This window comes from Variovorax paradoxus NBRC 15149 (assembly GCF_001591365.1).
Taxonomy (GTDB): Bacteria; Pseudomonadota; Gammaproteobacteria; order Burkholderiales; family Burkholderiaceae_C; genus Variovorax; species Variovorax paradoxus.
In genome coordinates, this window is record NZ_BCUT01000002.1 from 35,464 (window position 1) to 47,746 (window position 12,283).

Genomic DNA, 12,283 nt, shown 5'->3' on the forward strand with positions numbered 1-12,283 from the left:
ATCACCATTCACCAAGAGATCGAAGGAATTGCCATGTCGAGTTCATCAGTCGTTGTCGTGACGGGCGCGTCCTCGGGCATCGGACGCGCCGCTGCAGAAATGTTCGTGGCGCGCGGCTGCCGGGTGTTCGGCACTGCGCGCGACCTGCGCAGGGCACCCGCGCTGCCCGGCGTCGAGTTCGTCGAGATGGACGTCCGCGAGGAAGGCTCGGTCCAGGCGGGCATCGACTCCATCATCGAGCAGGCCATGCGCATCGACGTGCTGGTCAACAACGCGGGAATGATGATGATCGGCGCGGTCGAGGAAACCGCGACGGCCGAGGCCGCGGAGCTGTTCGACACCAACGTCTTCGGCCTGCTTCGCGTGACGCGCGCCGTGCTCCCGTACATGCGCCAGCAGCGCCGCGGGCGGATCGTCAACGTCAGCTCCGTGCTCGGCGTGCTCCCGGCCCCGTACATGGGCCTGTATGCGGCCACCAAGCATGCGGTGGAAGGGCTCTCGGAGTCGCTGGACCACGAGGTGCGCCAGTTCGGCATTCGCGCGACCTTGGTGCAGCCGGCCTTCACCCGGACCAACCTCGATGCCAACGCCCCGCGCACCAAGGCGCGGATCGCAGGCTATGACCGCGAACGCGACCTGGTGGCGCTCTCCGTGGCCGACAGCGTGGGCAGTGCGCCCGAGCCGCACGGCGTGGCGGGCACCATCGTCGAGGCGGCGCTCGGCCCCTGGCGCATGCGCTGCACGCCGCCGGGGGAGGCGTCCTTGCTGACGAAGCTGCGCCGCTTCATGCCCGCGGGACCGGTGGACGCGAGCCTCAGGAAAAAGCTCGGGCTCGGTTCCTCCTGAACGCTCGCCCCGTCCGGCAACGAAGGAGAACATCATGGACAGCCTGGATCTCCTGCGCACCTTCAGCGAGGTGGCCTCTTCCGGAAGCTTCTCCCGCACCGCCAAGCACCTGGCGCTGTCGCGGGGAACCGTCAGCAAATACATCGCGGCCCTCGAGCACCGCTTCGGCGTGCGGCTGCTGAACCGGACCAATCGCGCCGTCAGCCTCACGGACGCAGGCCTCCTGCTGCTCGACAGGAGCAGGCCGATACTGGAATTGGCCGATGTGACGCGCGCCGAGCTGCAGGACCGCGCACGGGTCCCGAGCGGGCGCCTGCGCGTCTCGGCGCCGCACGGCATGGACCTGACGCAGCTGCCGGCGCTGATCAACGACTTCCTCGGCCACTACCCCGAGGTCAGCATCAGCCTCGTGCTCTCGAACCGCCTGGTCGACCTCACGGAAGAGGGCGTCGACATCGCGCTTCGCTTCGCCCCCTCGGCCAACGAGAACCTGATCGTTCGAAAACTGATGCCGATGGCGCTCAGCGTCTGCGCCGCGCCCATGTACTGGCGCAAGCACGGCGTGCCCACCCACCCGGACGAGCTTGCGCATCACGCCGCGCTGGTCAGCACCCAGCTGAATCCGCTGCCGAAGTGGCGCTTCGAAGCCGACCGCCAACCGATCGAGGTGGCGGTCCGCGGCCGGCTGGACGCCACCGAAGCCAGCCCGCTGATCCAGGCGGCACTGCTGGGCGCAGGCGTCGTCTACCTGCCGTCGGTGATGCTCGAGCCCTACATCGAGAGCGGGCGGCTGGTGCCCGTGCTATCGGAGTTCGTCCGCAGCGACATGTGGCTCTCGGCCGTCTATCTGCAGCGCCGGCACAGCACGGCGGTGCAGCGCGCGTTCCTGGATTTTCTGGCGGTGCGGCTCAAGCCTGCGGGATTGCGCGGATGAAGATCGACTCACGGTGAGCTGCCGCTCGCGAGCCCCTCAGTTCCGCTCCGACAGCTGCGCCAGGATGGCCGGGTTCTCCAGCGTCGACGTGTCCTGCGTGATCGGTTCGTCCTTGGCCACGGAGCGCAGCAGGCGGCGCATGATCTTGCCGCTGCGCGTCTTGGGCAGGTTGTCGCCAAAGCGGATGTCCTTGGGCTTGGCGATCGGGCCGATCTCTTTTGCGACCCAGTTGCGCAGCTCGTTCGCGATCTTCTTCGCTTCGTCTCCCGTGGGGCGCGCGCGCTTGAGCACGACGAAGGCGCAGATCGCCTCGCCCGTGGTGTCGTCGGGACGGCCGACCACCGCGGCCTCGGCCACGAGCGCGGTGCACGACACCAGCGCCGATTCGATCTCCATCGTGCCCATGCGGTGGCCCGAGACATTGAGCACGTCGTCGATGCGGCCGGTGATCGTGAAGTAGCCGGTCTTCGCATCGCGGATGGCGCCATCGCCTGCGAGGTAGAAGCCCTTGAGTTCCGGCGGGTAGTAGCTCGCCTTGAAGCGCTCCGGGTCGCCCCAGATGGTGCGGATCATGCTCGGCCAAGGCTTCTTCACCACGAGGATGCCGCCTTGGCCGTTCGGCACGTCGGCGCCGGTCTCGTCGACGATGGCCGCCGCGATGCCGGGGAAGGGCAGGGTGCAGGAACCCGGCACCAGCGGCGTGGCGCCAGGCAGCGGCGTGATCATGTGGCCGCCGGTCTCCGTCTGCCAGAAAGTGTCGACGATCGGACAGCGGCCGCCGCCGACGTGCTGGTGGAACCACTCCCAGGCCGCCGGATTGATCGGCTCGCCGACCGAGCCCAGGATGCGCAGGCTCGACAGGTCGTAGCGCCTGGGATGCACTTCTGGGTTACCTTCGGCCGCCTTGATCAGCGAGCGGATGGCCGTGGGCGCGGTGTAGAACACGCTCACCTTGTGGTCCTGGATCATCTTCCAGAAGCGGCCCGCGTCGGGATAGGTGGGGACGCCCTCGAACACCACTTCGGTGGCGCCCAGCGCGAGCGGACCGTAGGCGATGTAGGTATGGCCCGTGACCCAGCCGATGTCGGCGGTGCACCAGAACACGTCGGCGGGCTTCAGGTCGAAGGTCCACTGGGTCGTCAGCGCCGCATGCAGCAGGTAGCCGCCGCTGGAATGCTGCACGCCCTTGGGCTTGCCGGTCGAGCCGGAGGTGTAGAGCACGAACAGCGGATGCTCGGCGCCCACCCATTCGGGCTCGCAGGTCTCGGGCTGGCCTTGCGTCTCTTCATGCAGCCAGCGGTCGCGCGAGGGCACCCAGCCGATCGGCCCGCCGGTGCGGCGGTAGACGACGACGTTCTTCACCGTTTCGCAGCCGCCCAGCGCGATGGCTTCGTCGACGATGGCCTTGAGCGGCAGCGGCTTGCCGCCGCGCACCTGTTCGTCGGCGGTGACGACCATCACGGCGCCGGCATCCTGGATGCGGTCGCGCAGGCTCTGCGCCGAGAAGCCGCCGAACACCACCGAATGCGTGGCGCCGATGCGCGCGCAGGCCTGCATCGCGACCACGCCTTCGATGCTCATCGACATGTAGATGACGACGCGGTCGCCCTTCTTCACGCCGCGCGCCTTCAGCGCATTGGCCATGCGGCAGGTGCGCGCGAGCAGCTCGCGGTAGCTGGCCCGCGTGACCTGTCCGTCGTCGGCCTCGAAGATGATCGCGGTCTTGTCGCCCAGGCCGCGCTCGACCTGGCGATCGAGGCAGTTCCAGGACACGTTCAGCGTGCCGTCCTCGAACCACTTGAAGAAGGGCGCCTGGCTGTCGTCGAGCCCCCGGGTGAACGGCGTCTTCCAGCCCAGGAACTCGCGCGCGAGGCGCGACCAGTAGCCGCTGTGGTCGGCCTCTGCCTCGGCCACCAGTTTTTCATAGGCGTCCATGCCGTACACATGGGCGTCCTTGATGTCCGGGGCTGGGATGAGAGGGCTTGCTGCTTCGTTGCTGCTCACGATGGGTCTCCTGATGGTTCGATGCGGGGCGTCGCGGGTCTGGTGGCTGTTTCACGGGTCCGCATGGCTGTTCAGCCAGGCGGCAACCGCTGCGGCGCTGCGGAAGTCGTCGCAGGCGCGCGCGGGAACGCCGGGGTAGCGCTGGTTCCACATGCGCGCGAGCGCCTGGCCCGGCCCCACCTCCAGCACGCAGCGCACCTGCCGCGCCATGATGTTTTCCATGCATTCGTCCCAGCGAACCGTCTGGGCGATCTGGGCAGCCAATGCCGTGCGGGCAGACCGTGCATCGCGGATGCGGTCCCCCGCATTGCTGAACAGCACGGCGCGGGGCGCCTGAAACGGCACCTGCGCCAGCGCCAGTGAAAAGCTCTCCGCCGCTTCGCGCATCCAGGGCGTGTGGGACGCGACGTTGACCCGCAGGCGCGTGCACTGCGCACCGGCTGCGATTGCCATGCGCTCGGCATCGTCCAATGCCGCGCTCGGACCGCCGAGGACCACGCTGGCGCTGCCGTTGCGAATCGCGAGTTCGAGCCCCGCATCGATGCGCAACTGCTCCCACTTCTGCTCGGGCAAGCCGCTCACGGCCAGCAGGCCGCCGGGCGCGCGTGCGGCGCAGCGGTCCATCGCCGCGGCCCGCTGCGGCGCGAGTGCTGCGGCCGCGCCCGCGTCGATCACGCCGGCCGCGCTGAAGGCAGCGAGTTCGCCGACGCTGTAGCCGGCGACCGCAGCGGGCGGCGAAACCATGGGCGCAAGCTGTGCCCAGGCCGCGAGGGCAAGGCCGGTCAGCAGCGTCTGCGCGTTGTCGTTGCGTTCGGCCCAGTGCGGATCCGCGAGAGCATGGCGCCAGTCGTCGACGCCGAGTTGCGCGCACATGCCATGCACGAGTGCGTCGTCCGCGAGCCATGGCAGCATCGCGGAATGCTGGTTGCCCTGGCCGGAGAAAAGCAGTGCGAAGCTCATGAGCCTGGGCACACGCGCTGGAGCCAGCACGCGGCGGCCAGCGTGTCTGCCGCACCGCCGGGCGACAGGCGGCGCCGCACGAAATCGTCCGCGATGGCTTGCGCCTCCTGGAGCCCCTCGCGCCGTGCGATGCCGCCTCGGTCGAGAAAGCCCCGCGCCGCGCGTTGGGCGCCGCGCAGGCCGGCCAGGCCGCCGCGGTGCGCAAGATTGCTGTCGTCCAGCACCGCAATGAGGTGGAACAAGGTATCGAGCCGCGCCTCGCGGGGCGCGAGGCCCCCGGCCAAGGCCCTCCTCAGTGCCGGAAGCGCCGTCTCGAACAGCACCGGAAACGCCAGCGCCGCTTCTTCGGATGCGCTGCGCAGGCCATGGCGCCGTGCAGCGATGCCGCCGGGCAGCACGGGCGCGCGCTGGCTGCGTATCGCCAATGCGTCGCCCCAGTGCCGGCGCAGCGCATCGCGCAGTGCCGCCGGATCCCATGCATCGCCATGCGCCCGCAGCGCGGCACCGGCCGCGGCGCACAGCAGGCCGAGCATGAAGATCGCGCCCCGGTGCGTGTTGACGCCGCCGGTGGCGGCCAGCATGCGCGCCTCCGCCGCAATGCCGTGGCGCTCGAGCACCGCGAAATCCGCGCCTGCGGCGCCGGCCTCGGCGATCCGGACGAAGTAGCGGCGCAGCGAGAACAGGCTGCGCATGAAGGTGTGTGCGTCCATGTCGTCGTGGCTGCCGCAGTCGATCAAGGTGACCAGGCCGGGCTTGGGCGACAGCGACAGTTCGTCGTAGAGCGCAAGCGTGGCCGTGCGTCCGATCGCAGCGGGTGTCGGCCGCGAATCGGGCGACGGCGAAAGGGCGAAGTTCCTCATGCGGCGATCTCCATCGGCTCCGTGTGGCCACACCATGCGGCATCGCGATGCAGGTGCACGCCGTCGAGCCGCTTGACCATCACGGCCCGCGCACGCCCGCCGCGCCATTCGGCCCATTCACGCCAGGCCACCGCTGCGCCGTCGCCGAACATGAGCTCGCCGTCCAGCCGGAGCTGCGGTGCCTCGAACAAGCCGAGCGCGCGCGCCACGGCATCCGCATGGACCGCTCCTTCGACCGCGATCGACAGGTCGAGATCGGAGCCCGCGCGCACGTGGTCGAGACCGCTGATCGCCTGCCAGCCGTAGCTGCCGAACACGCGTGCCGCCGCGTGGCATTGGCTGAGCCTGCCGAGCAGTTCGCGCACGGCATCCCGCGCCGATGGCGGCAAGTGCTGCACGTCGGCGAGCCGCGGAAACTCGCCGAGGCCATCCACCGCGGCGTGCGGCACCTGCAGCGAAAGCCGGCGCCGGCCCCAGCACGCAGGCGCCGGCAAACCCAGCGCGATCCATCCATCGGCGCCGGCATGGGCCGGCTGGCGCGTCACGACCAGCGGCAATCGATGCAAGGCCCAATGCGCGAGGCAGTCGCGCGCCTGCGCATCCCATGGCCGGCCCAGCACGGCGGCCCACCCGCTCCGGGTGAGCCAGGCGAGTTGGTGGCGATGCAGCGAAACCATGGCGGGCATCCGAACTCAGCCCGCGTTCACGCGGCGTCCAGCACGCGCTGCACCACCGCGGCGGCGAGCCGGCGTCCACCGCGTTCGGCGCCGTCGCGGGCGCGCCTGTCTTCGGTCGGCGTGTGGGCCAGCGCATCGCGCAGGCGGGTTTGCAGGTCGCCGGTCCACAGCGCACGCACGCCGCCCATCGCCACGTAGTTCTGCACGCCGGGCGCGAACACCGGGTTGGATTTCGACAGCTCGGTGAGCCGGTCCTCCGGCAGCTTGGTCACGCGCGCCATCGCGGGAATGCGCATCACACGGATCTCGGCCTCCGGCAGCGCGTAGCAGGCGTCGGCGATCAGCCCCGAGGTGATGAAGCCGCCCGACAGCGCCTGGTCGTACACCAGGCCGATCACGCGGTGGCCGCGGCGCCGCGCCAGGTCGATGCTCGCGCCCAGGTGCGCCATCGCGCGATTGATGCCGAGCAGTTCGTCGCGCCGGCGCAGCTGCTGGCCCTGCGTGTCGATCAACAGCAGGATCGGACGGCCCGGATGCTGCCTGACGGTGTCGAGCACCGCGCGCGCCTGCGCCAGCGCGAGCCGCACCCCGATCGGCGCGTGGTTCGTGGTGCCGATCACCGTGAGCGGCTCGCGTTCGAAGATCACTTCGCCCTGCAGAAAATCGCCATCCGCACGCAGGCCGTGGAAGGAGCCGAAGAGCTGGGTGACCAGGGAATTCCATTGCATCTGATGCTCCTTGCTCACAGGGTGCGCAGCGCGCGCACGGCTTCCACCGGAAGGTCCGGGACGTTTTCCGCGCCGGCGATGCCGAGCGCGCGCCAGAGCAGCGTCGCTTCGTCGCCGCCGGCGTCGCCGTCCGGCAGCGCATGCAGGCGCTGCGTGAGCAGGCTGTGCTCCTGCTCCAGCGCCGCCTGGGTCAGCGGCTGCTGCCGGTCGAGCGCGGCGATGGCGGCTGCGCGGAATTCCGCGACGTCGTCCTCGACCAGCGCATCGCAATCGCCGGTCAGCCAGCGGTGCTTGCCGCCGGTCGTGCGCCAGACCAGCGCCCGGTCGCGCGAGTCGAATTCATCCACGCCGTGGGAGGCTTCGATCACTTCCGGGCCCGACATCGCGAGCCGCCCGACATCGCTCATCACGATGTGGTCGGCGCAGCGCGCCACGATGCCCATGCCGCCGAAGCAGCCGTTGGCGCCGCCGATCAGCACGATGACCGGTATGCCCGCGGCGCGCACGTCGAGCACGGCGCGCATCACTTCCGACACCGCGATGAGGCCGGCGTTGGCCTCGTGCAACCGCACGCCGCCCGATTCGGCCAGCAGCAGCACCGCGGCCGGCCGGTCGCGCAGCGCGCGCTGCAGCAGGCCGACCAGCTTGGCGCCGTGCACCTCGCCCACGCCGCCGCCCATGAACGCGCCTTCCTGCGCAGCCGCGAAGACCTCGCGGCCACCCAGCATCGCGCGGCCGATCGCCACGCCGTCATCGAAGGCCGAGGGCACGCCAAGCTGCGCGAGGTGCGGGCTCATGACCCGCTCGCTCGGCGGCAGCCATTCGTGAAAACTGCCGGCGTCGAGCAGCAGCGCCAGCCGCTCGCGCGCCGAGCATTCGGCATAGCTGATCATGGCCGGCCTCCGTCGATCTCGGCCACCGCCTGATCCAGGCGCAGGCTCACCACGGCGGGCGTGGCACCCATGTCGTTGATCGAGATGCGCACGCCGGCCAGCGGATGGCGCGCGTGGAAGTCGTTCATCACGGCCTGCCAGATCGGCCCGAAGCCGCGCGCCGAGGTTTCGACGCGCACCGCGCAGCCATCGCCGCCGGCGGGCTCGAGCATGACCTCGAGGTTGCCCGAGCCGACCACGCCGACCAGCACCGGCGCAAAGGCACCGGCCGGCCGGCCGCCGGAAAAGGAAAAGTCCAGGGTTTCGAGCCCTGCGGGAACGTCGCTCATCGTCGGATCTCCTGCTACCAGTTTCTGAAGCGCCTGGGCGGTTGGTACAAGCCGCCGGAGGCGCGCACCAGGTCGCGCATGCTGCGTGCGGCCAGCAGGTTGCGCGTGGCCTGGCGGGGGTCGATGCCCAGGTCCTGCGGCCGGCGGATCACGCCGCGGTCGCGCAGGTTCTCGACCGCGCGCTGGTCGCGCGCCAGGCCCACTGCCGTGTAGCCCGCAACGCCGCGGATGGCCTGCTCGCGCTCCGCGTCGCTGCGGCACATCAGCAGGTTGGCAATGCCCTCTTCGGTGAGGATGTGCGAGACGTCGTCGCCGTAGATCATGATCGGCGGCAGCGCCATGCCGGCCTGCTCCTGCAGCGTCCAGGCGTCGAGCCGGTCGACGAAGGCCGGCTGCATGTGTTCGCGGAAGGTCTCGACCATCTGCACCACCAGCTTCTGGCCGCGCGGCGTGCCGGCCGCGCCGCTGCGGCCGTCGCGCGCTTCGCGCCCGGCCTTGAGCCAGGCCGGGCTCGCATGGCGGCGGCCGCGCGCATCGGCGCCCATGTTGGGGGCGCCGCCGAAGCCGGCGATGCGGCCCAGCGTCGCGGTGGAGCTGTTGCCGTCCAGGTCGATCTGCAGGGTCGAGCCGATGAACATGTCGCAGGCGTAGTGGCCGGCCGCCTGGCACAGCGCGCGGTTGCTGCGCAGGCTGCCGTCGGGGCCGGTGAAGAAGACGTCGGAGCGCGCGCGGATGTAGTCCTCCATGCCCAGCTCGGAGCCGAAGGAATGCACCGACTCCACCCAGCCCGCCTCGATGGCCGGTATCAATGCCGGGTGCGGGTTCAGCGCCCAGTGCTTGCCGATCTTGCCCTTGAGGCCGAGCGACTCGGCATAGGTCGGCAGCAGCAGCTCGATGGCCGCGGTGTCGAAGCCGATGCCGTGGTTCAGCCGCTGCACGCCGTACTCGGCATAGATGCCCTTGATGGCCATCATCGCCATCAGCACCTGCACCTCGCTGATCTGCGCCGGGTCGCGCGTGAACAGCGGCTCGATGAAATTGGGGCGCGGCGCCTTCACGACGAAGTTCACCCAGTCGGCCGGTATGTCGATGCGCGGCAGCGTCGTCGTGTGGCCGTCGACCAGCTCGTTGACCTGGGCGATCACGACGCCGCCCGAGAAGGCGGTGGCCTCCACGATGACGGGCGTGTCCTCGGTGTTGGGGCCGGTGTAGAGGTTGCCCTGGGCATCGGCCGCGTGCGCCGTCACCAGCGCCACCTGCGGCGTGAGATCGACGAAGTAGCGCGCGAACAGCTCCAGGTAGGTGTGGATGGCGCCGATCTCGATGCGTCCGGCCGACACCAGCTTGGCCAGCCGCGCGCCTTGCGGACCCGAGAAGCTGAAGTCCAGCCGGGCGGCCACGCCGTTCTCGAAGAGGTCCAGGTGCTCGGGCAGCGCCAGCACCGACTGCACCATGTGCAGGCCGTGCACCTTTGCCGGATCGACCCCGACCAGTGCGCGCGCGAGGAAGTCGGCCTGCTTCTGGTTGTTGCCTTCGAGGCAGACCCGGTCGCCCGGCTCCAGCACGGCCTCCAGCAGCTGGCCGATGGCCTCGGTGGCGACGCGCTTGCCCGCCAGTTCGGCGCCGAGCGCGTTGGCCGCCCGCGCAAGGCGTGCCGCGCGATTCTCGGCCTTGGTGTTCCAGTTCATGCGGTCCATGGAGATCCCTCAACCCACCAATGCCTTGGTGGCAAAAAACAGCACCGACGGCCCCATCAGGCAGCCCAGGCCGGTGTGAAAGGTCGCGACGAGCGCGCCGTAGGGCACCAGCTTGCGGTCGGTCGCGGCAAGGCCGGCGGAGACGCCGCTCACGGTGCCTGCGAGCCCGCCGAACACCATTGCCGAGCGCGGCGTCTTCAGTGCGAGAAAGCGCGCGGCGATGGGCGTGCCCACCATCACGATGATGGCCTTGACCAGCCCCGTCGCAATGCTCAGCGCCATCACGTCCGGGCTCGCGCCGATGGCCGCGCCCGTCACCGGGCCGACGATGTAGGTGACCGCGCCGGCGCCGATGGTGGTCATGCTCACTGCGTCGGAGTAGCCGAAGGCGCGTGCAATGCATGCGCCCACGATGAAGGGCAGCACCGTGCCCAGCAGCAGCGACACCACGCCGATCAGCCCGGCCTTGCGCGCCTCGGTGGCCTGCACTTCGAAGGCGGTGGCCACGATCGCGAAGTCGCGCAGCATCGCGCCGCCCATCAGCCCGATGCCGCCGAACAGCGACATGTCGGCCAGGCCCTTGTGGCCGCCGGTCTGTGTGCCGCCCCAGTAGGCGAGCGCCAGGCCGATCACGATCGCGATGGCCGAGCCGTGCACGCGGCCGAAGGTCAGCCGGCGCGAGATCTGGCCCGACAGCAGGATCACCAGGCCGACCACCGCGAAGGCGGTCACGAGGCCGTTCTGGAGCGCGGCTTTTTCGAGGATTTCGATCATGTCGCTCACTCCGCTTCGGCCAGCAGGGGGTTGTCGTGCAGCTGGGGCGCGCCCTGCGCTTCCACCTGCGGCCGCTCCGCGCGATTGATCACCGCGATCACGCAGGCGCAGACCGCCACGGCGGCAATGGCCGAGAGCAGCGCCACCGGTCCGCCGCGCAGCGCCGCGACCATGTCCTGCTGCGCCGCCATGGCCACGACCACGGGGATGTACATCGCGCCCCAGTACTCGACGCCGAGCTCCGTGAGCTTGGGCAGGAAGTCGCGCTTCTGCATGTAGAGCCGCGCGAAGATCAGCAGCAGCATCGCGATGCCGACGCCCCCGACGTTGGTCTTCACGCCCAGCGCCTGCCCGAGCAGGTCGCCCAGGAAGATGCCCAGCAGATGGCATACGGCCAGCAGGGCGGTTCCGAAAATGATCATGGGCGTCTCCGTTGTGTGCCGCGCGAGATGCGCGGTGTTCTGGAGACGTACGGTATCGGCGCCCCTGCGCGCGATCAATTAACGGGGGACGGCGACGCTTACGGCGCGTGAAACGATCGCGGGTAAACCCTAGGCCAGTTCGGCCTTGGAGGTGCGGCACAGCGCCAGCAGCGCGAGCAGGTTGGGATCGCGCTCGCGCGTGCGCAGGAAGTTGAGCGCGATGGTCTGGCGCATCAGGTAGCGGGGCTGCAGCGGGATCAGCTGCACGTTCTGCGGCATCACGCCCCACACGCGGCCCGGCAGCAGCGTGTAGCCGACGCCGCCGCTCACCAGGTTCATGAGCGAAAAGATGTCGCCCGTCTCCATCACCACGTTGGGCGTGAAGCCGGCCACGCGAAACGACTCCACGAAGCCGCTGTAGGTGACGAAGCCTTCGCTCAGGCTCACGAAGCGCTCGCCGGCGCAGGCGGCCAGGTCGATCTCCTTCTGCCCCGAATAGGGGGAGCCCACCGGGGCGGCGAACCGGATGTCGTCCTCGAACAGCGGCTCCGACTCGACGTCCGCAGTTCCCTCGGGCACCGCCATGAGGGCAGCATCGATGGCGCCGTCGCGCAGCTTCTGCAGGAGGTCGGCGTTGGAGCCGAGCACGAGCTCGGTGTGCAGCTCGGGCTTGCGCAGCTTCAGCCCCATGATCAGCCGCGGCACCGTGCGGCTCGTCAGCGAATAGAGCGAGCCGATGCGGATCCGGTCGGACGAGTAGCCGGCCACTTCCCGTGTCGCGCGGATGCCCTCGGACATGGTGCGCAGCACATCGCGCGCCACGTCTGCCAGCGCCTGTGCCGCATCGGTCGGATGCAGGTTGCGGCCCTCGTGCCGGAACAGCGCGCAGCGCAGGCCGGTTTCCAGCGAATGCAGCGCACGGTGCACGCTCACGGTGCTGATCTCGAGCTTTTCGGCCGCGCGCGCAAGATTGCCGGTCTCCATGAAGGCCAGCAGGATCTCGAGCTTGCGGAAGGTGATCTCTTCGTCGACGTGGAGGAGCATGGAGGGCCTGCGGATGATGTCCGATCGTAATCCTGGAACGGGCCCACAAATTGCGGTACAACGCGGCGCAGAGCAAAACTGTCTCAACGTTGAACCTGAGTGAGGAATGCCTATG

The 12,283-nt window shown here is 69.7% G+C and carries 13 protein-coding genes; 2 read left to right on the forward strand and 11 right to left on the reverse strand.

Annotated features, from left to right (window positions below; genetic code table 11):
* Window positions 1-33 precede the first annotated feature (33 nt).
* Together VPA02S_RS15085 and VPA02S_RS15090 are read left to right on the forward strand one after the other, a co-directional pair.
* The gene (locus tag VPA02S_RS15085; RefSeq protein ID WP_062365362.1) at window positions 34-846 is read left to right on the forward strand and encodes an oxidoreductase; all 813 of its coding nucleotides are present in this window, start codon (window positions 34-36) and stop codon (window positions 844-846) included.
* Between the two features lie 34 nt (window positions 847-880).
* A complete protein-coding gene (locus VPA02S_RS15090) occupies window positions 881-1,780 on the forward strand; it encodes a LysR family transcriptional regulator (RefSeq protein WP_062364556.1) in 900 nt (299 codons plus the stop codon).
* A 36-nt stretch (window positions 1,781-1,816) separates the two neighbouring features.
* On the opposite strand, the gene acs is transcribed toward VPA02S_RS15090, so the two are convergent.
* From acs to VPA02S_RS15145, 11 genes are all read right to left on the reverse strand, one after another.
* On the reverse strand, window positions 1,817-3,715 hold the full coding sequence (gene acs / locus VPA02S_RS15095; protein ID WP_244883664.1) for an acetate--CoA ligase: 1,899 nt from the start codon (window positions 3,713-3,715) through the stop codon (window positions 1,817-1,819).
* A 120-nt stretch (window positions 3,716-3,835) separates the two neighbouring features.
* Window positions 3,836-4,744 carry an acyltransferase domain-containing protein gene (locus VPA02S_RS15100; protein WP_062364560.1) on the reverse strand — a complete coding sequence of 303 codons (909 nt, stop codon included), beginning with the start codon at window positions 4,742-4,744 and terminating at the stop codon, window positions 3,836-3,838.
* On the reverse strand, window positions 4,741-5,604 hold the full coding sequence (gene mdcB, locus VPA02S_RS15105; RefSeq protein ID WP_062364562.1) for a triphosphoribosyl-dephospho-CoA synthase MdcB: 864 nt from the start codon (window positions 5,602-5,604) through the stop codon (window positions 4,741-4,743). The genes VPA02S_RS15100 and mdcB overlap by 4 nt, the downstream gene beginning before the upstream one ends.
* Window positions 5,601-6,281, reverse strand: coding sequence for a malonate decarboxylase holo-[acyl-carrier-protein] synthase (gene mdcG / locus VPA02S_RS15110; protein WP_244883519.1), 681 nt, complete (start codon window positions 6,279-6,281; stop codon window positions 5,601-5,603). Before mdcG ends, mdcB begins: the two co-directional genes overlap by 4 nt.
* Window positions 6,282-6,307: 26 nt before the next feature.
* Entirely contained in the window at window positions 6,308-7,009 is a 702-nt protein-coding gene (mdcE, locus tag VPA02S_RS15115) for a biotin-independent malonate decarboxylase subunit gamma (protein ID WP_015865434.1), read from the reverse strand.
* Between the two features lie 14 nt (window positions 7,010-7,023).
* Entirely contained in the window at window positions 7,024-7,902 is an 879-nt protein-coding gene (locus tag VPA02S_RS15120) for a biotin-independent malonate decarboxylase subunit beta (protein ID WP_062364566.1), read from the reverse strand.
* The gene (gene mdcC, locus VPA02S_RS15125; protein WP_018904208.1) at window positions 7,899-8,231 is read right to left on the reverse strand and encodes a malonate decarboxylase acyl carrier protein; all 333 of its coding nucleotides are present in this window, start codon (window positions 8,229-8,231) and stop codon (window positions 7,899-7,901) included. The genes VPA02S_RS15120 and mdcC overlap by 4 nt, the downstream gene beginning before the upstream one ends.
* Window positions 8,232-8,245: 14 nt before the next feature.
* The gene (gene mdcA / locus VPA02S_RS15130; protein WP_062364568.1) at window positions 8,246-9,928 is read right to left on the reverse strand and encodes a malonate decarboxylase subunit alpha; all 1,683 of its coding nucleotides are present in this window, start codon (window positions 9,926-9,928) and stop codon (window positions 8,246-8,248) included.
* A gap of 9 nt (window positions 9,929-9,937) precedes the next feature.
* Window positions 9,938-10,702, reverse strand: coding sequence for a malonate transporter subunit MadM (gene madM / locus VPA02S_RS15135; RefSeq protein ID WP_015865438.1), 765 nt, complete (start codon window positions 10,700-10,702; stop codon window positions 9,938-9,940).
* Window positions 10,703-10,707: 5 nt separating this feature from the next.
* Window positions 10,708-11,124 (reverse strand): malonate transporter subunit MadL, encoded by a 417-nt coding sequence (gene madL, locus VPA02S_RS15140; protein ID WP_062364570.1) that lies wholly within the window; start codon window positions 11,122-11,124, stop codon window positions 10,708-10,710.
* Window positions 11,125-11,253: 129 nt separating this feature from the next.
* Window positions 11,254-12,168 carry a LysR family transcriptional regulator gene (locus VPA02S_RS15145; RefSeq protein ID WP_015865440.1) on the reverse strand — a complete coding sequence of 305 codons (915 nt, stop codon included), beginning with the start codon at window positions 12,166-12,168 and terminating at the stop codon, window positions 11,254-11,256.
* Between the last annotated feature and the right edge of the window lie 115 nt (window positions 12,169-12,283).